The 21,637-nt window shown below is 70.6% G+C and carries 20 protein-coding genes; 11 read left to right on the top strand and 9 right to left on the bottom strand.

Translation table 11 applies throughout. The annotated features are described in order from the left end of the window. Nucleotides 1–6: 6 nt before the first annotated feature. The 3 genes from HCT63_RS13040 to HCT63_RS13030 form a co-directional block, all read right to left on the bottom strand. Complete coding sequence (locus HCT63_RS13040; RefSeq protein WP_167005457.1) at nucleotides 7–807, bottom strand: ABC transporter permease; 801 nt, start codon at nucleotides 805–807, stop codon at nucleotides 7–9. Beyond that, on the bottom strand, nucleotides 804–1,784 hold the full coding sequence (locus HCT63_RS13035; RefSeq protein WP_167005454.1) for an ATP-binding cassette domain-containing protein: 981 nt from the start codon (nucleotides 1,782–1,784) through the stop codon (nucleotides 804–806). The genes HCT63_RS13040 and HCT63_RS13035 overlap by 4 nt, the downstream gene beginning before the upstream one ends. Before the next feature lie 76 nt (nucleotides 1,785–1,860). Beyond that, the gene (locus tag HCT63_RS13030; protein ID WP_243843026.1) at nucleotides 1,861–2,250 is read right to left on the bottom strand and encodes a GntR family transcriptional regulator; all 390 of its coding nucleotides are present in this window, start codon (nucleotides 2,248–2,250) and stop codon (nucleotides 1,861–1,863) included. Between the two features lie 116 nt (nucleotides 2,251–2,366). On the opposite strand from HCT63_RS13030, the gene pcrA reads away from it, so the two are divergent. Then, nucleotides 2,367–4,784 carry a DNA helicase PcrA gene (gene pcrA / locus HCT63_RS13025; RefSeq protein ID WP_167005451.1) on the top strand — a complete coding sequence of 806 codons (2,418 nt, stop codon included), beginning with the start codon at nucleotides 2,367–2,369 and terminating at the stop codon, nucleotides 4,782–4,784. Nucleotides 4,785–4,971: 187 nt separating this feature from the next. On the opposite strand, the gene HCT63_RS13020 is transcribed toward pcrA, so the two are convergent. After that, nucleotides 4,972–6,327 carry a peptidoglycan DD-metalloendopeptidase family protein gene (locus tag HCT63_RS13020; protein ID WP_208322431.1) on the bottom strand — a complete coding sequence of 452 codons (1,356 nt, stop codon included), beginning with the start codon at nucleotides 6,325–6,327 and terminating at the stop codon, nucleotides 4,972–4,974. Between the two features lie 169 nt (nucleotides 6,328–6,496). Continuing rightward, entirely contained in the window at nucleotides 6,497–7,399 is a 903-nt protein-coding gene (locus HCT63_RS13015; RefSeq protein ID WP_167005449.1) for an alpha/beta fold hydrolase, read from the bottom strand. A gap of 105 nt (nucleotides 7,400–7,504) precedes the next feature. On the opposite strand from HCT63_RS13015, the gene sucC reads away from it, so the two are divergent. Then, nucleotides 7,505–8,668, top strand: coding sequence for an ADP-forming succinate--CoA ligase subunit beta (sucC, locus tag HCT63_RS13010; RefSeq protein WP_167005446.1), 1,164 nt, complete (start codon nucleotides 7,505–7,507; stop codon nucleotides 8,666–8,668). A gap of 14 nt (nucleotides 8,669–8,682) precedes the next feature. After that, on the top strand, nucleotides 8,683–9,576 hold the full coding sequence (gene sucD / locus HCT63_RS13005; protein WP_167005443.1) for a succinate--CoA ligase subunit alpha: 894 nt from the start codon (nucleotides 8,683–8,685) through the stop codon (nucleotides 9,574–9,576). 97 nt (nucleotides 9,577–9,673) lie between these two features. Here the strand turns inward: sucD and HCT63_RS13000 are convergent, their stop codons facing one another. Continuing rightward, the gene (locus HCT63_RS13000) at nucleotides 9,674–11,524 is read right to left on the bottom strand and encodes a sensor domain-containing protein (RefSeq protein WP_167005440.1); all 1,851 of its coding nucleotides are present in this window, start codon (nucleotides 11,522–11,524) and stop codon (nucleotides 9,674–9,676) included. Nucleotides 11,525–11,639: 115 nt separating this feature from the next. On the opposite strand from HCT63_RS13000, the gene HCT63_RS20490 reads away from it, so the two are divergent. From HCT63_RS20490 to HCT63_RS12985, 4 genes are all read left to right on the top strand, one after another. Beyond that, a complete protein-coding gene (locus HCT63_RS20490) occupies nucleotides 11,640–12,890 on the top strand; it encodes a DUF6350 family protein (protein WP_220471277.1) in 1,251 nt (416 codons plus the stop codon). After that, on the top strand, nucleotides 12,853–13,497 hold the full coding sequence (gene purN, locus HCT63_RS20485; RefSeq protein WP_220471309.1) for a phosphoribosylglycinamide formyltransferase: 645 nt from the start codon (nucleotides 12,853–12,855) through the stop codon (nucleotides 13,495–13,497). Before HCT63_RS20490 ends, purN begins: the two co-directional genes overlap by 38 nt. After that, the gene (purH, locus tag HCT63_RS12990) at nucleotides 13,494–15,074 is read left to right on the top strand and encodes a bifunctional phosphoribosylaminoimidazolecarboxamide formyltransferase/IMP cyclohydrolase (RefSeq protein WP_167005435.1); all 1,581 of its coding nucleotides are present in this window, start codon (nucleotides 13,494–13,496) and stop codon (nucleotides 15,072–15,074) included. Before purN ends, purH begins: the two co-directional genes overlap by 4 nt. A gap of 132 nt (nucleotides 15,075–15,206) precedes the next feature. After that, nucleotides 15,207–16,097, top strand: a complete 891-nt coding sequence (locus HCT63_RS12985) for a hypothetical protein (RefSeq protein WP_167005432.1) — start codon at nucleotides 15,207–15,209, stop codon at nucleotides 16,095–16,097. Nucleotides 16,098–16,103: 6 nt separating this feature from the next. On the opposite strand, the gene HCT63_RS12980 is transcribed toward HCT63_RS12985, so the two are convergent. Continuing rightward, nucleotides 16,104–16,643 carry a YbaK/EbsC family protein gene (locus HCT63_RS12980; RefSeq protein ID WP_167005429.1) on the bottom strand — a complete coding sequence of 180 codons (540 nt, stop codon included), beginning with the start codon at nucleotides 16,641–16,643 and terminating at the stop codon, nucleotides 16,104–16,106. 30 nt (nucleotides 16,644–16,673) lie between these two features. Between HCT63_RS12980 and HCT63_RS12975 the strand changes: the two genes are divergently transcribed. From HCT63_RS12975 to HCT63_RS12965, 3 genes are read left to right on the top strand one after another with little or no spacing between them, the layout of a single operon-like run. Then, on the top strand, nucleotides 16,674–17,534 hold the full coding sequence (locus HCT63_RS12975) for a bifunctional methylenetetrahydrofolate dehydrogenase/methenyltetrahydrofolate cyclohydrolase (protein WP_167005426.1): 861 nt from the start codon (nucleotides 16,674–16,676) through the stop codon (nucleotides 17,532–17,534). Nucleotides 17,535–17,566: 32 nt separating this feature from the next. After that, on the top strand, nucleotides 17,567–17,815 hold the full coding sequence (locus HCT63_RS12970) for a DUF3017 domain-containing protein (RefSeq protein ID WP_167005423.1): 249 nt from the start codon (nucleotides 17,567–17,569) through the stop codon (nucleotides 17,813–17,815). A 28-nt stretch (nucleotides 17,816–17,843) separates the two neighbouring features. Further along, a complete protein-coding gene (locus tag HCT63_RS12965; protein ID WP_167005420.1) occupies nucleotides 17,844–18,236 on the top strand; it encodes a phage holin family protein in 393 nt (130 codons plus the stop codon). 93 nt (nucleotides 18,237–18,329) lie between these two features. On the opposite strand, the gene HCT63_RS12960 is transcribed toward HCT63_RS12965, so the two are convergent. Both HCT63_RS12960 and aqpZ read right to left on the bottom strand, forming a co-directional pair. Then, nucleotides 18,330–19,319 carry a malate dehydrogenase gene (locus tag HCT63_RS12960; protein WP_167005417.1) on the bottom strand — a complete coding sequence of 330 codons (990 nt, stop codon included), beginning with the start codon at nucleotides 19,317–19,319 and terminating at the stop codon, nucleotides 18,330–18,332. A gap of 127 nt (nucleotides 19,320–19,446) precedes the next feature. Continuing rightward, the gene (gene aqpZ, locus HCT63_RS12955; protein ID WP_167005414.1) at nucleotides 19,447–20,199 is read right to left on the bottom strand and encodes an aquaporin Z; all 753 of its coding nucleotides are present in this window, start codon (nucleotides 20,197–20,199) and stop codon (nucleotides 19,447–19,449) included. Between the two features lie 168 nt (nucleotides 20,200–20,367). On the opposite strand from aqpZ, the gene HCT63_RS12950 reads away from it, so the two are divergent. Then, a complete protein-coding gene (locus HCT63_RS12950; RefSeq protein WP_167005412.1) occupies nucleotides 20,368–21,615 on the top strand; it encodes an MFS transporter in 1,248 nt (415 codons plus the stop codon). Nucleotides 21,616–21,637 lie beyond the last annotated feature (22 nt).

Here is a 21,637-nt window from a genome sequence, read left to right as displayed (position 1 = left end):
GGACGCTCAGGCCTTGCGGCGGTAGGCCCGTACGGCCAACGGCGCGAACACGGCGGTGATCGCGACCGCCATCACGACCGTGATTGTGACGTCACCCGCCTCCGCGCCGCCGGTGAACAGACCTCGTACGGAGTCCGTCAGGTGGGTCACCGGGTTCAGGTCGACCCAGGCCTGGAGCCAGCTCGGCATCGTCTCGGGGTCGACGAACATGCTGGAGCCGAAGGTGAGCGGGAAGAGCACGAGGAACCCGATGCCCTGCACCGAGCCCGCCTCGCGCAGCACCATGCCGAGGAAGACCGCGATCCAGCACAGGGCCCAGGCGACGAGCAGCACGAGCGCGCAGCCGCCGAGGACGGACCATACGTTCGTGGTCGCCCGGTAGCCGATCGCGTACCCGAAGCCGAGGGTCACCGCGATCGACGTCGCGTACCGCACGCCCTCGGCCGCGACCGCGCCGACCAGCGGGGCGGCGCGGGGGATCGGCAGCGACCGGAAGCGGTCGAACACCCCCTCCTTGATGTCGGTGTTGAGGTTGACTCCGATCGAGACCGTGCTGAGGAGCACCGACTGCGCCATCAGGCCCGGCAGGACGAACTGGAGATAGTCCTGGGTCGACCCCGAGATCGCCCCTCCGAACAGGTAGACGAACACGACGATCATGAGGATCGGCTGGAACGTCACGTCGAAGAACTGCTCTGGCGTCCGGCGCATCTTCTTCAGCGCCCGCCCGGCCAGCGCTGCGCTGTGACGGACCAGCGGAAACGCCGCCGACTCCGTACGGGCAGGGACCGCGATGGGGGTGCTCATCGGACCAGCTCCTTGTCGTCAGAAGGGAGGACGGAGGTGTCGGGAGACGTGGACCTGCCGGTGAGGGCGAAGAAGACCTCGTCGAGGTCGGGGAGCGTGAGGGTGAGCTCGGTGACGGCGATGCCGCGCTCGTCGAGCGCGCGCACCACCGTGGTGAGCACGGCGTCGTCCTCCACCGGAACGCCGATCGTGCCGAGCTGCGGCTCGTCGACCGGGCGGTCGGCGACACGGTGCAGCAGGGCGGCCACCTCGGCGAGGCGGTCCGGGTCGGACGGGCGGACCTGGAGCGTCCGGCCGCCGACCAGCGCCTTGAGCTCGTGCGGCGTCCCCTCCGCTATCACGCGGCCGTGGTCGATGACGGAGATCCGGTCGGCGAGGGCGTCGGCCTCCTCGAGGTACTGGGTGGTCAGAAGGACCGTGGTTCCCGCCTCGGTGAGGCCTCGTACGACGTTCCACATGTCGTCGCGCTTGCTGGGGTCGAGGCCGGTCGTCGGTTCGTCGAGGAAGATCACCTGGGGCCTGCCGACAAGACTGGCCGCGAGATCGAGGCGGCGGCGCATGCCGCCCGAGTACGTCACGGCGCGGCGGTCGGCGGCGCCGGTGAGGCCGAACTGCTCGAGAAGCTCGGCGGCACGTCGTACGGCGCTGGGGCGGGGGAGATCGAGGAGACGCCCGACGAGCACGAGGTTCTCGCGGGCCGTCAAGGCCTGGTCCACCGAGGCGTACTGCCCGGTCAGACCGATCGCGCGGCGGACCTCGCCCGGCTGACGCGCCACGTCGTACCCGGCGACCGTCGCGTGCCCGCTGTCGGCGCGCAGCAGCGTCGCGAGGACGCGGACGGCCGTCGTCTTGCCGGCGCCGTTCGGTCCGAGTACGCCGAGAACGGTCCCCTCCGGGACAGTGAGGTCGACACCGTCAAGGGCCTGGGTGTCTCCGAAGCGCTTCGTGAGCCCTTCGGCATGGATGGCGTGATTCATGCCTCCACGGTGCGGGGAAGCGCTGTCAAGTCGCTGTCAGTCCGCGCACCACGTCGGGCGGCCCGGCGTGCGCCGATCAGGGCCAGCGGTCCTCGATCAGCCGGATCGCCTCGCTGCGGGCGAGGCCGAGGCGGCGCAGCTGAGCCACGTAGGCGTCGGCGGCCGTGCCCGCGGCCTCCGATGCGTCGGGGGTGAGCGTGCGGGACCGGATGAACGTCCCGCGGCGTCCGAGCGTCTCCACAACGCCCTCGGCCTCGAGCACGCGATATGCCTTTGCCACCGTGTTGACTGCCAGGCCGAGAGTGTCCGCGAGCGCGCGTACGGTCGGGATGCGGGCCCCAGGGCCCAGCGTGCCGTCGGCGGCCTGGGCCGCGACCTGTCGCCGGACCTGCTCGTACGGCGGTTCGGTGGCGTCGTGGTCGACCACGATCTGCATACGCGATGCAGGGTCGACGGTGGTACTCACGTCTGGCTCCCTCTGGGTGGCGAACTACCCGCACCCCCAGAATAGTTCGGACCTGGTCTCCACAGGTGATGAACGGCCTCCGCCGATGTCCGAGGGCACCCGTAGGCTGGGACCCGATGAGCCTCTCGTTCCCCGTGCCCCCCGACCGGATGCCGTCCGAGCGACGCTCTGGCGACCTCCGTACGTCCCATGCCTTCTCCGACACCGGAGGAGGCGGCGGTCACGACCGCCCGAGCGACGAGGAGATCGAGGCGCGCCGCCAGGCTGACGCCGATCGCCTGCTGGCCGGGCTCAACGAGCCCCAGCGCGCGGCGGTGACCCATACCGGTGGGCCCCTGCTGGTCGTCGCCGGCGCAGGCTCGGGCAAGACCCGCGTGCTCACCCGCCGTATCGCGTGGATGATCTCCCAGCACCGCGTGCATCCCGGCTCGATCCTCGCGATCACCTTCACCAACAAGGCCGCAGCCGAGATGCGCAAGCGCGTCGAGGAGTACGTCGGCGGGCGCTCGAGGCTGATGTGGGTGAGCACGTTCCACTCCGCATGCGTGCGGATCCTCCGCAAGGAGGCCCAGCGCCTCGGCTACACGTCGACCTTCACGATCTACGACGCCGCCGACTCAAAGCGGCTGATGACGCAGGTGTGCCGAGACCTCGAGCTCGACCCCAAGCGCTTCCCGCCGCGCGGCGTCCTCAACTGGGTCTCGAACTTCAAGAACGAGCTCGTCGACCACGAGCAGGCCGCCTCCAAGGCGCACAACGACACCGAACGGGCGTATGCGCGGGCCTACACGGCCTACCAGGAGCGCCTGCGGGCCTCCAACGCGATGGACTTCGACGACCTGATCATGACGACGGTCCACCTGTTCCAGGCGTTCCCCGACGTCGCCGACGTCTATCGGCGCCGGTTCCGGCACGTGCTGGTCGATGAGTACCAGGACACCAACCACGCCCAGTACGTCCTGATTCGCGAGCTGTGCACCGAGCCTGATGCCGATCTTCTCGTCGTCGGTGACTCCGACCAGTCGATCTATGCGTTCCGCGGGGCCAACATCCGCAACATCCTCGAGTTCGAGGCCGACTTCCCAACGGCGACGACGATCCTGCTCGAGCAGAACTACCGCTCGACGCAGTCGATCCTCGACGCGGCCAACTCCGTCATCGCGCGCAACGAGGGCCGCAAGAAGAAGAATCTCTGGTCCGCCCAGGGCAAGGGCGAGCTGATCGTCGGCTACGTCGCGGACGACGAGCACGCCGAGGCGCAGTTCGTCGCCGACGAGGTCGACCGCCTGACCGACGAGGGTCTCGCGAAGCCCGGCGAGGTCGCCGTGTTCTACCGGACCAACGCGCAGTCGCGTGTGTTCGAGGAGGTGTTCATCCGCGTCGGCATGCCCTACCGCGTCGTCGGGGGCGTGCGCTTCTACGAGCGCAAGGAGGTCAAGGACGCGATCGCCTACCTGAGGGCCCTCGTCAACCCGGCTGATGCCGTGTCGCTGCGCCGCATCCTCAACACCCCCAAGCGTGGCATCGGCGAGCGGGCCGAGGCCGTCGTCGGTGCGTATGCTGATCGTCTGCGGATCACCTTCTGGGAGGCGTTGCAGCGGGCCGAGGAGGCGCCCGGCATCGCGACCCGCTCGTTGAAGCAGATCAACGCCTTCGTCGAGACCATGAAGGGGCTGCAGGAGCTGGCGGCCTCGGGCGAGCCCGTCGACGCCGTGCTCGAGGCGACGCTCGCACGGTCGGGCTACCTCGACGAGCTCGAGAACAGCACCGATCCGCAGGACGAGGCCCGCGTCGAGAACCTCTCTGAGCTCGTGGCCGTCGCGCGCGAGTTCGTCTCGGACGCGGCCACGCTGGCCGACGCGCCGATCGAGACCGAGGACGAACCCCTCGACGACGAGGTGCTCGCCCCGGGATCGGTGGCGGCCTTCCTCGAGCGCGTCGCGCTGGTCGCGGACGCCGACTCGATCCCCGACTCGGGCGAGGGCATGGTCACGCTCATGACCCTGCACTCGGCCAAGGGCCTGGAGTTCCCCGTCGTCTTCCTCACCGGTCTCGAGGAGTCCGTCTTCCCGCACATGCGATCGATGGGCGACCCCAAGGAGATGGAGGAGGAGCGCCGGATCGCGTACGTCGGTCTCACCCGCGCCGAGGAGCGCCTCTACGTGACACGCGCCCTCGTACGCTCCGCGTGGGGCGCCCCGTCCCACAACCCACCGTCGCGGTTCCTCGACGAGATTCCTGCCGAGCTCGTCGACTGGAAGCGCACCGAGTCCGACACGACGACCTGGTCGGGTGGCTACCTGCCTCGCCGGACCACGACGCCGATCCGCGCCGCCAGCGCTGCTCGGGCGAGCAAGGAGAAGCGTGACGTCCCGAGCCTGGCGCCCGGCGACCGTGTCTCGCACGACGCCTTCGGTCTGGGCACGGTGGTCGCGCTCGAGGGGGCCGGCGACCGCGCGGTGGCCTCGGTCGACTTCGGGTCGGAGGGCGTGAAGCGCCTGCTGCTGCGCTACGCGCCGGTCGAAAAGATCTAACCTTCCCGGGTCACTTTCTGGCGCCCCCGGGTCGCTGTCGGGCGCTGCCGGGTCGGTGTCTGGCGCCAGACGGCTCGCCGCACCCGCAGAGAGTGACCCGGCACCCGCAGGGAGTGACCCGGCACCCGCAGGGAGTGACCCGGCACCCGCAGGGAGTGACCCGGCACCCGCAGGGAGTGACCCGGGGTCAGGGGTTGACGTTGTGCGCGCGGAGCGAGGCCAGCGGGTCGATGGGCGATCCGCCGGCCGGGCGCACCTCGAGGTGGAGGTGGGGGCCCGTCGTGTTGCCGGTGGAGCCGACGTAGCCGATCACGGTGCCCGGATCGACCTTGGTGCCGGAGCTGACCTTGACCGACGACTGGTGGCAGTACCAGATCTCCGTACCGTCCTCGAGCGTCAGCACGGTCTTGTTGCCGTACGCGCCGTCGTACCCGGTGCTCGTGATCGTGCCGCGTGCCACCGCGACGAGCGGTGTGCCGGACGGCGCGGCGAAGTCGAGCCCGGTGTGGACGGTGGACCACAGCGAGCTGGACTGGCCGAAGCGTGCTGTCAGGCGGTAGCCGGTGAGCGGGAGAACCCACTGGTTCTTCTTGATCTGCTGCGAGCGTGCCTCGGTCCGGTCGGCGAGCGCCGCAAGCGAGGCGGAGAGCTGAGCGGCCTGCTGCTCGGCCTGCTTGTCGAGGAGTGCGCGGTCGAAGTCGCGGGTGACGTCGACGTTGTTCGGGTCGTACCTCTTGGCGGACGAGCCGCTCACGTCGGCGGAGAGCGCCTGGAAGTCGGCGGTCTCCATCACAGGCGGCTTGGCCGACGAGACCGCGACCGCGCCGATGCCGGCGATGACGAGCGCTGCGGCGCCGAAGAGGGCAGGAGTCGGGAGGCGACGGGACTTGCCGGTGCGGGCCCGCGACGAACGAGACCCGGGAGGGGTCGCGCGACGGGCGCTGCGCATCTCACCGGAGCGACGCTCAGTGACGGTCGTGTGGTCGCTGACCGCGTCGATCTGCGCGGTGGCGTCGCCCGGGATCGGGGGGAGCTCGGCCACGCGCTTGCCGCGGGTCGGCGGAGGCGGGCCGGCAGGGGACGAGCTGGGGGACGCGGTACGAGGGGCGCTCTCACGTGGGGCGCTCGCCATCGTCTTGGCGGCGGGCCGGGCGGCGCGGCGGCCACCGGCGGATCGCGACGGTGTCGCGGGCGAAGCAGGGGGGTGGGGCGTGGACTGCTGGGCGGAGGACGGGGTCGGAGCCGGGGCTGCTTCCGCCGGGGGAAGGGCGGTCAGCGGTCGGCTGACCTCGGTATGCGCGGCGACCTCGGTGTGGACCGCGGTGATCTCGGTCCGGATCAGCGTCGTCTCGGCCGGTGAGGGCGGGAGGGGCGTCGGAGTGATCTGAGGTGACCGCGTCGCTTCACCTGTCGGTGGGGCGGTCTTGCCGGCGACCCTGCGGCCGGGCGAGCTCGATGCCGTGCCAGCGCTGGAGTCTGACGATCGCGAGCCGCCCTTCTTGGGCTTCTCGGCGCGGCGCTTGGGGGCGGGGCGCGACGTCACGAAACGGAACCTCCAGTAGTGGACTGACGGCTGTCGACACTAGCGGAAGCGCCCCCGTTACCGAAGAGTGACAACCCGACCACTGTCCAGCATCTTGGACAGTTGGTCAAGGTTGTCCTCTCGATCGCTGTCATGGCGGGCCGAGCGCCGTAAACGTGTGAACCCGGCCTCACTGGGCTGTCCGCGCAGCATCAGGGGAGGAAATGCGTTCTCGTACGACCTCCGCGACCAGTGCGGGCTCTGTCCACGGCATCCAGTGGCCTGCGTCGACCTCGCGGCGCTGGAGGTAGTCGACGGCGCGGGGGAGGTCTTCGTACAGGGCGGGGGAGAGAAAGGCGTCGCGCAGCGGGACGACGAGCGTGACCGGAACCGTCGTCGACGCCGGCGCCGGGGTCCGCAGCGCGCGGAAGGCGTTCGCGCGGTAGAGGTTGACGCCGTTCGCGCCATCACGCGCCAGCGAGCCTGACCAGTGCGCGTCGTCGAGGCCCTGCGACCGTACGAGCACCCGGCGGACCGACCGCGTCGCGCGGCGCATGACGAGCTCGGGGACGAGCGGGACCTGGAAGGCCGCGATGTACCAGGACTTCGCGAGCTGCTCGGCCAGCACCCCGAAGCGCCTCCGGGAGAACGCGTCGCGCAGGAACGCCCCGTACAGGCGCAGATCGGGGCCGCTGATCGACACGTACGAGGCGATGCGACCTCGCAGCCGCTCGTCGGAGCCGGAGGCGAACACAGCCGCCCACAGCTGCACCGAGCCCCAGTCGTGCCCGACGAGGTGGACGGGGCCGCCGTCCGGCCGTACGGCGTCGAGGACGGCGACCAGGTCGTCGATCAGCCGCTCGACCCGGTAGCCGTCGCGGTCGGCCGGCGCCGTCGACGCGCCCGCGCCGCGGACGTCGTACGTGACGACGTCGAGGTCGTCGAGCAGGGGCACGACCTTGTCCCACACGTGGTGGTTGTCGGGGTAGCCGTGGACGAGCACGACGGTGGGCCCCGTACGGGTGCCCGTCCGCCTCACCGCGAGGGTCACCCCTGCGGAAGGCACACTGAGGGGAGCGCTGTCACCGGCCATGCTCGGATCCTAGTCCGCGCACCCCGTCCGGCTGTGACGAGGCTCACGGGACTAAAGTCGCGAAGGTTGTACGGCAGCGTACCTGTACCAAAGGACGGCATCACCGTGGATCTGATGGAGTACCAAGCGAAGGAGCTCTTCGCCAAGCACGGGGTTCCCGTGACGCTCGGCGTCGTGGCGAACACCCCCGAAGAGGCGCGCAAGGGCGCCGAAGATCTGGGTGGCGCAGTCGTCGTCAAGGCCCAGGTCAAGGCCGGCGGCCGTGGCAAGGCGGGTGGCGTCAAGTTCGCGCCCACGCCCCAGGACGCCTTCGACCGCGCCAGCGACATCCTCGGCATGGAGATCAAGGGCCTCACGGTCAACCGTGTCCTGATCGCGCCCGCTGCCAGCATCGAGGACGAGTACTACTTCTCCTTCCTGCTCGACCGTGCGAACCGGCAGTACCTCTGCATCGCGTCGGTCGAGGGTGGTGTCGAGATCGAGGAGGTCGCCAAGACCAACCCCGATGCCGTCAAGCAGATCCCGATCGACCCGGGCACCGGCGTCGACGCTGAGAAGGCACGCGCGATCGCGACCGAGGCCGGGTTCCCGGAGCCGGTCTTCGAGCAGGCCGTCACCATGATCGAGGCCCTCTGGAAGGTCTTCGTCGAGGAGGACGCCACGCTCGTCGAGGTCAACCCACTGGCGAAGCTCGCGGGCGACACGCTCGAGGCACTCGACGGCAAGGTCTCGCTCGACGAGAACGCCGAGTTCCGTCACCCCGAGCACGAGGCGTTCGTCGACAAGAGCGCGGAGAACCCGCTCGAGGCGAAGGCCAAGGAGCTCAACCTCAACTACGTCAAGCTCGAGGGCCAGGTCGGCATCATCGGCAACGGCGCGGGTCTGGTCATGTCGACGCTCGACGTCGTCGCGTACGCCGGTGAGGCGCACGGCGGCGTGAAGCCGGCCAACTTCCTCGACATCGGTGGCGGCGCGAACGCCCAGGTGATGGCGAACGGACTCGACGTGATCCTCGGCGATCCCGATGTGAAGTCCGTCTTCGTCAACGTCTTCGGCGGCATCACCGCCTGTGACGAGGTGGCCAACGGCATCGTGGGCGCGCTGGACCTGCTCGGCGACGCGGCTACCAAGCCGCTCGTCGTCCGCCTCGACGGCAACAACGTCGAGCTCGGCCGGCAGATCCTCAACGAGCGCAACCACCCGCTGGTCACCCTCGTCGACACCATGGACGGCGCGGCCGACAAGGCCGCCGAGCTGGCGAACGCCTGAGAGGGGACGAGGACATGTCCATCTACCTGAACAAGGACTCGAAGATCATCGTCCAGGGCATCACGGGCGGCATGGGTGCCAAGCACACCGCTCTGATGATCGACGCGGGTTCGCAGATCGTCGGCGGTGTCAACGCGCGCAAGGCCGGCACCACCGTGACGCACAAGAAGGACGGCGCTGAGGTCGAGCTTCCCGTCTTCGGCACCGTCAAGGAGGCGATGGCCGAGACCGGCGCCGACGTGTCGGTCGTGTTCGTGCCGCCGGCCTTCACCAAGGACGCCTGCATCGAGGCGATCGACGCCGGCATCGGCCTGCTCGTCGTCATCACCGAGGGCGTCCCGGTCCAGGACACGGCCGAGGTCTGGTCGTACCTGCAGGGCAAGCAGACCCGCATGATCGGCCCGAACTGCCCCGGCATCATCACGCCGGAGGAGTCGCTGGCCGGCATCACGCCGCACACCATCGCGGGCAAGGGCCCGATCGGCCTCGTGTCGAAGTCGGGCACGCTGACCTACCAGATGATGTACGAGCTGTCGGACCACGGCTTCTCGACCGCCATCGGCATCGGCGGCGACCCGATCGTCGGGACGACGCACATCGATGCGCTCGAGGCGTTCGAGAACGACCCCGAGACCAAGGCGATCGTCATGATCGGCGAGATCGGTGGCGATGCCGAGGAGCGGGCCGCGGCCTACATCAAGGAGCACGTGACGAAGCCGGTCGTCGGCTACGTGGCGGGCTTCACGGCACCCGAGGGCAAGACCATGGGCCACGCCGGCGCCATCGTCTCCGGCTCCTCCGGCACGGCCGAGGCTAAGAAGGAGGCCCTCGAGGCCGCCGGTGTCAAGGTCGGCAAGACGCCGTCCGAGACCGCCGAGCTCATGCGCGAGATCCTCAAGTCGCTCTGACCTGAGGCGCGCCAGCGCAGCGTACGAGGCGCCCCGACCCAGCAGGGTCGGGGCGCCTTCGCGTGTGCCGGGTGGTGCGAGCCGCCCTTAGCGCTGGTCAGCGCCAGTAGGCGAGGCGCTGGGCGGCGCGGTCGGCGACGAGGTTGAACTGGCCCGCGCTCAGGTCGGCGCGCTTGGTGCCGGACTGGGCGACCTCGGTCACCGTGGCTCCGCGACGGACGAGTGCGAGGCGGTAGCTGATCGTCGACTTGCGACCGGTCTCGAAGGTCATCCGCCACGTCTTGCCGCTGTAGCCGGAGCCCTTGACGGCGTTGCCCGTGACGACCGTGGCCGCCTTGTTGCGGTCCTCGCACTTGGCGATGCGCTGCTCGAGCCGCTTGACGAACGTGGCCGCCTGACGCGGTGAACGGAACGTCGCGATCGCCTGGCCGATGCCGAACTGCTTCGGGACAGCCTTGTCGTTGGGGACGACGTAGACGCGCGCACGGGACTTCGCGACGGCGGGGCCCATGAAGCTGGCCCGGTCGCACATCGTGGCCGCAGGGTTGGGGCTCGGGGGCTCGGGCTCCGTCCCGCCCCACGGCTTGGTCTGGCGACCGACCGGCGGCAGGTCGACCGCGGCCAGGAAGCCAGGGTTGGAGGACGTACGGGGGAGCGGGGCGCCCGCGACCTTCGTCGACGTCGTGCACGGCCCGCCGGAGGCGGCGCAGGACAGCCGCATGCTCTCGACGAGCGCCGAGCCGAACGCGGCGACCGAGGGCGCCGCGCCGTCCGTACGGTGCACCAGCACCGAGTTGACGACGCCGGCCTGGATGAAGCCGACGGTGAGCGTACGGGAAGGCGAGCCGAACTCGCGCAGACGCAGGATCGTGACCGGTGAGGAAGCACCGGCGATCGTCGCCGCGCTCGCCATCTGAACCCGGGGGACGGAGCAGTCGGCGTACCACTGGAGGCGTCGCTTGAACGCCGCCTGCGCCGACTCGGTGCTGCGGGCGATCTCGAGCGCCTGGATGGCGAGCTCGGGCTCTCCGTACGCCTCGAACTCACGGACGAAGGTCTTGCGCGGGTCGTCCGTCGCAAACCGGCGTGGCGTGCACGCCGTCAGCGGATCGCCTGCGTCCGAGGCGCGATCGGCGGTGTCGGCGGTGAGCTCGTCGTCCGTCGCCTCGTCGGAGGTCGTGGACACGGTGGTCCAGTCGTGGGACGGGTCGATCCGGCTGGCCTCGGTCGCGTTCATCAGGGATTTGGCGGTCACGGCGTCGCCGGGGCGGGCGCTGCTCACCGGGCGTTCGCCCACCCGGTTGCGCTCCTGTGCCTCGGCCTGGCTGAGCGGTGCAGTCGGCGTGACGATCAGACCCGAGGCGATGACGCCGACGCACGCGGCGGCGACGGCGACGAGCGTGTGGCGACGGCTGCGGCCGCGTGCCTTGTAACGCACCCGGGACGGACTGGGGAGCATGATCTGCTCGGAGACCTCTGACAGGCCCAGCAGGCGACTCTCGACCTGGCCGATGCTCTGGCTCAGCGCCTGCTCGAGCTCGGTCACCGCGTGCTGGGTCTCTGCGACAGCCTCGCTGTCACTGATGCCGACGTCACGGGCGGCGGCCGACAGGTCGAGCTCACCGAGCGTCTGCAGGATGATCAGGCGCCGCGGACGGCTGCCGAGCTCCTGCAGGGCCTCGATCAGCGCGAGGTCGCTGTCGTCCTCGTGGCGCCGCCGCCACGGGCGCGTTCCCCGCGCGAGGCGGGCCTGGCGGAAGGCCTCGCCGCGCACGTATGACAGCGGGTCACGGGCGCGCTGCTTCGCCCAGCCCCGCCAGGCCTTCTCGTACGCCTCCGCGACAGCTTCGGCCGTGACGGAACGGTCACCACACTCGGCGTACGTGAGGTGCGTCACGTACCGGCTGGTGGAGTCGTAGAAGGTGTCGAACTCATCCACCTTCGGCATGACTCGGGTCTCCCTACGGTTGCGGGTCGGGGCGGTGCAGCTGGACGGCCCCCCGGGCGGTGCGCAACGGCGTGCCTCCGTCCCGGCGACCCAGGCTACAGGGACGATGGTCACGATGATCGAGACCTCGGACACCTCAATGCGCCCGCTCCGCACCCGGCCTGGGCAGGACAGCCGACCCGGCTGGGCTGCCGGGGTGATCGCGGCCGTCGTCGCCGCCCTCCTGGGCCTGCTCGTGTGCGGTGGCCTGACCGTCGTCGTCTGGCTCGCGGGGGAGTCCGGGACGGCCGGAGGGGCCCTGCGCGGCGGCGCGATCGCCTGGCTGGCGGCCCACGGGAGCGGCGTGACAGTGGGTCACACCGTGATCAACGCGATCCCTCTGGGGCTGTTCGCGCTGGTGGTGCTGACCCTCCATGCGACCGTCGCTCGCGTCGCCGCAGGCTGGGGCGTCTCCAGCCGCATCCGTGAGGTCGGCGTGGTCGCCGCGACCTGCGCTGCCTCGTACGCGGCCGTGCTCGCCGTGGTGGCGTGGTGGTCGCAGCTCGAGGTGGCCGCTGTCCACCCGGGGCGGGCGGCGATCGCCGGCCTCGTCGTCGGCGGGGTCTGCGGGGCGACCGGAGCCGCGCACGGCACGGGTTGGCTGCGCCGCCATCACCGCGCCTTGCCGCCGACGGCACGGTCGGCGCTGCGCGGGGGGATCGTCGGGGCGATCACCCTCGTCTCGACGGCCGGCCTCCTCGTCGTCGGTGACCTCGTCGTCCGGGCGGACGCGGCAGGCGCGCTGTGGGACGGACTGCGGCCTGGCCTGCTCGGCGGGATCGGCCTGTTGCTCGTGTGCGTCCTCGTCCTGCCCAACCTCGTGCTGTGGACGGTGGCGGCGATGCTCGGGCCCGGGTACGCCCTGGGCGCCGGCACCTCGGTCACGCTGACCTCCAGCACGCTCGGGCTCGTCCCGGCGCTGCCCGTCCTCGCGGCCGTGCCGCCGGCGGGCCCGCGGCCCGGCTGGCTGATCGCGTTCGCCGCGGTGCCGCTGCTGGCGGGCGCCCTCGCGGGCTACGTGACCGTCACGCGGGCCGAGCGGCGCGCGCTCGGTGCCTTCCGTACCGATGTGGTGGCCGGGGCGGCCGCCGGGGCGTTCGCCGGCGCCGTGGTGGGAGTCGGCCTCCTCCTGTCCGGTGGGGCGGTCGGACCAGGCCGGCTGGGCCACAGCGGACCCGATCTGCCGCTCTCCGTGCTGCTCTCGATCGGCGTCCTCGCCGTGGGTGGCGCGGTCGGCGCGGCCGCGGCGCACTATCGTAGTCGCCGTGGAGCAGACGACGACGCCCTTTTTGACCCGTCCACGGCGGACTCCACCCCCCACGGCTGAACGGCCGGCACGGCTGGTCGTCCTCGTCTCCGGGTCCGGGAGCAACCTCCAAGCGTTGATCGACGCCTGCGCCGATCCCGCGTACGGGGCCGAGGTCGTGGCCGTCGGTGCGGACCGTGACGGCATCGAGGGGCTCTCCCGCGCGCAGCGGGCTGGAGCGGACATCTTCGTCCACCGCGTCCGCGACTACGACGAGCGTGCCGACTGGGATGCTGCGCTCACCGCCAGCGTCGCCTCGTACGAGCCCGATCTGGTCGTCTCGGCGGGGTTCCTGAAGCTGGTCGGGGCGTCGTTCCTGACGGCGTTCGCGGACCGCTACGTCAACACGCACAACTCGCTGCTCCCGAGCTTCGTGGGGATCCACGGTCCGCGCGACGCGCTGGCGTACGGCGTGAAGCTCGCGGGAGCGACTTTGTTCTTCGTCGACGACGGGGTCGACACCGGGCCGATCATCGCCCAGGTGGCCGTCCCCGTCCTCGACGACGACGACGAGGACACGCTCATGGAGCGCATCAAGCAAGCGGAGCGTCGACAGCTGGTCGACGCCGTCGGAGCGATGGTCCGCGAGGGCTGGTCCATCGCCGGAAGAAAGGTCACGATCGGATGAGCGACGACGAGGCTCTGCACGACGAAGGACGGCGCCCGATCAAGCGGGCCCTGGTCTCGGTGTACGACAAGACCGGGCTCGAGGGGCTGGCAGTCGGTCTGCAGGCCGCTGGCGTCGAGATCGTGTCGACGGGATCGACCGCGGCGAAGATCGCCGAGGCAGGCGTCCCGGTGACCAGGGTCGAGGAGCTGACCGGGTTCCCCGAGACTCTGGACGGCCGCGTCAAGACGCTGCACCCGAAGGTCCACGCCGGCATCCTCGCCGACCTGCGTCTCGACGCGCACGTCGAGCAGCTGACCGAGCTCGAGATCGAGCCGTTCGACCTCGTGGTCGTCAACCTCTATCCGTTCAGGCAGACGGTGGCCTCGGGCGCATCACCGGACGAGGTCGTCGAGCAGATCGACATCGGCGGACCTTCGATGGTGCGCGCCGCCGCCAAGAACCACCCGTCAGTGGCCGTCGTGGTGGACCCGCGGCGCTACGAGGGTCTGCTCGAGGCGGTGCGGGGTGGCGGCTTCACCCTCGACCAGCGCAAGCGGCTCGCGGCCGAGGCGTTCACGCACACCGCTTCGTACGACATCGCGGTCGCGTCGTGGTTCGAGAGCCTGTACGCGCCGCAGCCGGCGCAGCAGTTCCCGGCGTGGGTCGGCGGCGACTGGGCGCTGTCGACGACGCTGCGGTACGGCGAGAACCCGCACCAGCCGGCCGCGCTCTATCACGGCGACCGGCCCGGCATCGCCAACGCGACGCAGCTGCACGGCAAGGAGATGTCGTACAACAACTACGTCGACGCCGACGCCGCCCGCCGTGCGGCGAACGACTTCGAGGCGCCGGCCGTCGCGATCATCAAGCACGCCAACCCGTGCGGGATCGCGATCGGTGAGGACATCGTCGAGGCGTACGAGAAGGCGCACGCGACCGACCCGGTGTCGGCGTACGGGGGCGTGATCGCGTCGAACCGTCCGGTGACGGTGGAGATGGCGGAGAAGGTCACCCGGGTGTTCACCGAGGTGATCGTCGCGCCGGACTTCGAGCCGCGGGCCGTCGAGGTGCTGACGCGCAAGAAGAACATCCGCATCCTGGTCGCGCCGCTCGACGAGCACCCGCAGCGGATCGAGATGCGGCCGATCTCCGGCGGGCTGCTGCTGCAGTCGCGCGACCACGTCGACGCGCCGGGCGACGACCCGGCGACGTGGACGCTGGCAGCGGGTGAGGCGGCTGACGACGCGACGCTGGCCGAGCTCGCGTTCGCGTGGACGGCGTGCCGCTCGGTGAAGTCGAACGCGATCCTGCTGGCTAAGGGTGGCGGCGCCGTGGGCGTCGGCATGGGCCAGGTCAACCGGGTCGACTCGTGCCGTCTCGCGGTCGATCGTGCGGGCACGGACCGTGCGCGTGGCTCGGTCGGGGCGTCGGACGCGTTCTTCCCGTTCGCCGACGGGCTGCAGGTGCTGATCGACGCCGGCGTGCGGGCCGTGGTCCAGCCCGGCGGCTCGGTGCGCGACGAGGAGGTCGTCGCGGCGGCGAACGCAGCGGGGATCACGATGTACTTCACGGGATCGCGCCACTTCTTCCACTGACGTACGACCCGACATCACGACCCGACGTTGCACCCCCGAATCCGGGGTGCAACGTCGGGTCCTTTCGTCGGGTCTTCCGTCATCCACAGGGGTACGAGCGGGCGGAGCCGAATCCGGGCCAGGATCGTGCGCATGTCGGACGAGCTCGAGACGCAGTGTGGCGTGCTGACCACCGCCCAGGCGCTGCAGCTCGTCGGTGAGAAGCGGCTCCGTGCCAAGGTACGGAACCGGCTGTGGCAGCAGCCTTATCGCGGAGTCGTCGTCACGCACAACGGGCCACTGACCCCCGAGCAGGCAACCTGGGCGCACCTGCTGGCGTGCCCGCCCGGCTCTGTGATCGGCGGCCTCTCGGCCCTCGAGCAGGACGGCCTGACCGGATTCCCGCCGGACGCGACGTACGCCGTCATCCCGGACCACGCGCGCCGCCCCGAGCAAGACGGGCTGGTGGTGCACTCGAGCGTCTACCTCGACGAACGCGACGTGCATCCCCTCCGTACGCCGCCGCGGACGCGCACCCCACGCAGCATCGTCGACGCGGCGAGCTGGTCCGAGGCACCTCGCCGCGCGCGTGCGATCGTCCTCGCCAGCGCGCAGCAGGGGCTCGTCCGTACGCGCGAACTGCGTGATGCCCTCACGCGGCGGGGGACGTGCCGCCACCGCGCGCTGATCGTCGAGTCGTACCTCGATGCCGCGGGCGGGATCCAGTCGCTGCCCGAGCGCGACTTCGACGCGATCCGGGGGCGGCTGCGCCTTCCCGAGCCGACGCGGCAGCGGCGCGTGCGACGCAAGGACGGCAAGTACTACCTCGACGTGGCGTGGGACGAGTACGAGCTCGCGATCGAGATCCACGGCATCCCGCACATGCGCGTCCTCCAGTGGGACGCCGACCTGCTCCGCGCGAATGAGATCGTCATCGGCGGGCCGAAGCTGCTGATCTTCAGCTCGTACGCCGTACGCCACGAGTGCGAGGTCGTCGCGGACCAGCTCCGGAGGTTGTTCGCGAATGCCGGCTGGCACGCGTGACGCGCGTCAGAGCGCGTACGCGGCGACCTCGACGGAGGGGAGTGCGGCGAGGAGCGCGCCGGGGAGCACGAGCTTGGACCCGCGGATGCCCGACCCGATCAGCGCCCACTCGAGTGCGGCCGCCCGTTCGTCGACGAGCACCGGCCAACCCTTCGGTGCCCCGACGGGCGTGATCCCGCCGTACTCCATGCCCGTCGTCTCCGTCGCCCACTCCGTCGGCGCGAAGGACAGCTTGCGTACGCCGAGCCGCCTGCGGATCGCGCCGTTGACGTCGACACGCGTGTCGGCGCGGACCACGCACGCGGCCGCACGCTCCTCACCGGCGCGCCTGCCGAGGACGACGACGCAGTTCGCGGACGCCTCGAGCGGCACCTCGTACGCCTCGGCGAACGCTGCCGTGTCCGCGAGCGCGGGGTCGATCGCACACACCCACGCCTCGTCGGCGGCCTGCCCGAGCGTGCCGAGAGCGGCCGCCACGGGATCGGCCAGCAGGTCCAGACGATCGAGTGCGGGGACGAGGTCGAGGGTTCCGAGGCGAGGGCTCACCCTCGAAGTCTGGCATGGGAGACTTCGAGGGTGAGCGCACAGATACTCGACGGCAAGGCCACTGCCGCCGCCATCAAGGCCGACCTCACCACGCGGGTCGCCGCCCTCGCCGAGCGCGGTGTCCGGCCAGGACTCGGCACGCTGCTCGTCGGCGACGACCCCGGCAGCCAGATCTACGTGGCCGGCAAGCACCGCGACTGCGCTCAGGTCGGCATCGAGTCGATCCGCGTCGACCTGCCGGCCAGCGCCACGCAGGACGAGATCCTCAAGGCGGTCGCCAGCCTCAACGCCGACCCCGCCTGCACCGGCTACATCGTGCAGCTCCCGCTCCCCAAGGGCATCGACGAGAACGCCGTCATCGGGGCGATCGATCCCGACAAGGATGCGGACGGCCTCCAGCCGACCAACCTCGGGTGGCTCGTCCTCAACGAGCCCGCGCCGCTCCCGTGCACGCCGCGCGGCATCGTCGAGCTGCTGCGCGCCGGTGGTGTGCCGATCGCGGGGCAGCACGTCGTGGTCGTCGGCCGCGGCGTGACGGTCGGGCGCCCGCTCGGGCTGCTCCTCACTCGCCGTACGGAGAACGCCACCGTCACGCTGTGCCACACCGGTACGCGCGACCTGGCGGCCGAGGTCGCTCGCGCCGACATTGTCGTCGCCGCAGCAGGCGTGCCGTCGATCATCACCGCGGACATGGTGAAGCCTGGTGCCGCCGTCCTCGACGTCGGCGTCAGCCGTGACGCCGACGGCAAGATCGCAGGCGACGTCGACGCCGGCGTCGCCGAGGTCGCCGGCTGGGTCTCGCCCAACCCGGGTGGGGTCGGGCCGATGACGCGGGCGATGCTCCTCCAGAACGTCGTGGAGGCCGCCGAGCGCGCCGCCGGCCTGGCATGACACGCGGGACGGGTGGGGTCGGAGGGACCCAGATGTTCGCCGCGCTGGTCGCCGCGCTCGCCGTCGGTCTCGGCCTGGTCGCGTTCGGTGCCTGGCGTCAAGGCATTGCGCTCCTCGGTGCCGCTCTCGTCCTCGGGTCTGCGGTGCGCGCGGTGCTCCCCGAGGCGCGCGCAGGACTTCTGCGCGTGCGAGGGAAGGCCTTCGACTGCGGATGGATGCTGGTCCTCGGGGCGGCGCTGGTGACGCTCGCGTTCGTCGTGCCGCGCGGATTCACCGGCTGACGGGCGTACGGAGCGCTACGCTGCGGGCATGATCCGCCTGCTGCTCAACGTCGCGATCGCGCTCGGATCGAGTGCCGTCGGCATTCTCGTTGCCACCTGGGTGCTCGACGACATGACGGTGGAGCCTAGTGGCTTCGTCGTCGCGGTGCTTGTCTTCACGCTCGCTCAGGCGATCCTGTCGCCGTTCATCACAAAGGTGGCTGCGCGCAACGCGCCGGTGTTCCTCGGCGGCATAGGGCTCGTCTCGACGCTCGTCGCGCTGATCATCGCGAACGTCTTCACCGACGGCCTCTCGATCTCAGGCGCCACGACGTGGGTGCTGGCCTCGCTCATCGTGTGGCTCGTGACGGCGGTGGCAGCGTTCTTCCTGCCGTTCGTCGTGCTGCGCAACCGGCGCCAGGACGACGCGCCGCGCCGCTGACGAATGACGTAGGACCCGACAGAAGGACCCGACGTTCCACCCCGGATCTGGGGTGAAACGTCGGGTCCTGATGTCGGGTCCTACGTCAGTGGCTCAGATCAAACCGAGCTTGGTGACCGCGTCGCGCTCCTCGGCGAGCTCGGCGACCGAGGCGTCGATCTTCGCGCGCGAGAAGTCGTCGATCTCTAGGCCCTGGACGATCTCCCAGTCGCCGCCCTTGGTGATGACGGGGAACGACGAGATGAGGCCCTCGGGCACGCCGTACGAGCCGTCGGACGAGACCGCCATCGAGACCCAGTCGCCCTCGGCAGAGCCGAGAAGCCAGTCGCGGGCGGCGTCGATCGTGGCCGATGCGGCGGATGCGGCGGACGAAGCGCCGCGCGCCTCGATGATGGCGGCGCCGCGCTTGGCGACGGTGGGGATGAAGTCGTCGGCGATCCAGGCCTGGTCGTTCACGACCTCGGCGGCGTTACGGCCGGCGATCTCGGCGTGGAAGATGTCGGGGTACTGGGTGGCCGAGTGGTTGCCCCAGATCGTCATCTTGGTGATGTCGGTGACCTTCGCGCCGGTCTTGGCGGCCAGCTGCGAGATGGCGCGGTTGTGGTCGAGACGCGTGAGCGCGGAGAAGCGCTCGGCCGGGATATCGGGCGCGTTCGTCTTCGCGATGAGCGCGTTGGTGTTGGCCGGGTTGCCGGTCACGCCGATGCGGATGTCGTCGGCAGCGTGGTCGTTGAGCGCCTTGCCCTGAGCGGTGAAGATCGCGCCGTTGGCCTCGAGCAGGTCGCCGCGCTCCATGCCCTTCGTGCGGGGGCGGGCGCCGACGAGCAGCGCCAGGTTGGCGCCGTCGAAGATCGTGTTGGCGTCGTCGCCGATCTCGACCGAGTCGAGCAGCGGGAAGGCGCAGTCGTCGAGCTCCATCACGACGCCCTCGAGCGCCTTGAGCGCGGGCGTGATCTCGAGCAGACGCAGCTGGACCGGGGTGTCCGGGCCGAGCAGATCGCCGGCGGCGATCCGGAAGAGCAGGCTGTAGCCGATCTGACCGGCGGCGCCGGTGACGGCCACCTTCACGGGTGTTGCGCTCACGACATCTCCTTGGAGTACAGGGCGTACGACACGTACGTCCTCACGACGCTAGCAAGCCGGGTCCGTACGCCCTGTGACGGGGTACGGACCCGGCTCGCGCAGTGGAACGGCGTACCGGCCGTCGCGCTCAGCGGTCGCTGTCTCCCACGACGTCGATGTCGCTGCGATCGACCCCGGTGATGAAGACGAAGGTCGCCCCCGCGATGGCTGCGCCAATCAGCGGTGCCAGCAGGAACACCCACACCTGAGCGAGGGCGTCGACGCCGGCGAACCAGGCGACACCCAGCGACCTGGCGGGGTTCACCGACGTGTTGCTGACGGGGATCGAGATGAGGTGGATGAGGGTCAGCATGAGGCCGATCGCCAAGGGCGCGAAGCCGACGGGAGCACGCTTGGACGTCACGCCCAAGATCACGTACAGGAACATCGCGGTCATCACGACCTCGCACAGGAACACCGACCACAGGGCGTAGCCGCCGGGCGAGCGGTCGTCGTACCCGTTGGTGGCGAAGCCGCTGTCGACCGCGGAGAACCCGTCGACACCGTTGGCGATGGCGAGGAGGACAGCACCGGCGAGGGTCGCACCGATGATCTGGACGATCCAGTAGGGGAGGACGTCCTTCCACGGGAATCGCTTGGCGACCGCGAGCCCAAAGGTCACTGCGGGGTTGAAGTGAGCGCCGGAGATGTGGCCGACGGCGTACGCGCCGGTGAGGACGGTCAGGCCGAAGGCGAAGGCGACGCCGAGGTGTCCGACGCCGAGGTTGCCCGCGTCGGTGAGGAACACGGCAGCGAGCACCGCCGTGCCGCAGCCGCCGAGCACCAGCCAGAACGAGCCGAGCAGCTCGGCTCCGAGTCGTGAGCGAAGGTCGGGTGTCATCGGGTCCCCCTCGTACGAGGACGTCCCCCTGACGCCCCGTCCGTCTCGCATTGTGCTCGCCTTCAGCGCGGAGCGCGCGCGACACGCCCGATTTGTCCCGTATGGGGGTGAGCAAGTTCACGCCTGTCGGACGGGAATTGTTCTCTCCAGCAACTTATTGTGGAAGTGATGACCTCCACCACGACACCCCGCCGTACCCGCACGCCCCGAACCCTGCGTGAGCGCCGAGACGTGCGACCCCAGAACCTCGTGCTCGCCCTCCTCGCGCTGGCGCTGGGCGGTTTCGCGATCGGGACGACCGAGTACGTGACGATGGGGCTGCTCCCCGAGATCGCCGACGGGGTCGGTGTCTCGATCCCGAGCGCTGGCCACGTCATCTCGGCGTACGCGGTCGGCGTCGTCATCGGCGCTCCGGTCATCGTCTCGCTCACGGCGCGCCTGCCCAAGCACGCCCTCGCGATCGGACTTGTCGCCGCCGTCGCGCTCGGCAACCTCCTCACCGCCGTCGCGCCGACCTACGAGACGCTCCTCGGCGCGCGGTTCATCGCGGGGGTGCCGCACGGTGCGTACTTCGGCGTCGCCTCGCTGGTCGCGGCCTCGTTGGTCTCGCCTCAGCGCCGTGGCCGCGCCGTCGCCTCGGTCATGCTGGGCCTCGCCGCCGCCAACCTCATCGGTGTCCCGGCGAGCACCTTCCTCGGGCAGCTGCTCGGGTGGCGCGCGGCGTACTGGGTGGTCGTCGCGCTCGCCGTCGTCACGATGGGATTCATTGGCGCCTTCGTGCCGCAGCAGCAGCGTGACACCTCGGCGACCGTACGCCGCGAGCTGCGGGCTCTGCGGCAACCGCAAGTGCTTCTGACCGCCGGAGTCGGCGCGGTCGGCTTCGGCGGCCTCTTCGCCGTCTACAGCTACATCGCGCCGATCACGACCGACGTGACAATGCTGAGCGCGGGGTTCGTGCCGTGGGTGCTGCTCGTGTACGGCGTGGGCTCGATCGCCGGCACCGAGCTCGGGGGACGGCTCGCCGACCACGCGCTGTTCGCATGGCTGTGCGCGATGCTGATCGCGATGGCGCTGCTCCTGGCGCTGTTCGCCTACACCGCGCAGCACGGCCTGCTCCTGCTGCTCGGCGTCTTCCTGCTCTCGACCGCAGCGGCCGCGCTCGGAATGCTGCTCCAGATGCGCCTGATGGAGGTCTCCGGCAGCGCGAAGATGCTCGGTGCCGCCCTCAACCACTCGGCGCTCAACGCCGCGAACGCGCTGGGAGCCTGGCTCGGCGGCGCGACGATCGCTGCAGGGTTCGGCTACCTGGCGACCGCGTGGGTCGGCGTAGGCCTGTCGCTCGCCGGGCTGGCGATCCTCATCGTGTCTGCGTGGCTTTACCGCGGCGAGCGCCTCTCCCTCTCGCTGGCGCACTGACGCCGTCCGCGCTCCTTTCCGT

Source organism: Mumia sp. ZJ430 (assembly GCF_011751845.1).
Taxonomy (GTDB): domain Bacteria; phylum Actinomycetota; class Actinomycetes; order Propionibacteriales; family Nocardioidaceae; genus Mumia.
Note: the sequence above shows the minus strand (reverse complement) of the source record. Positions and strands in the feature narration are given on the sequence as shown.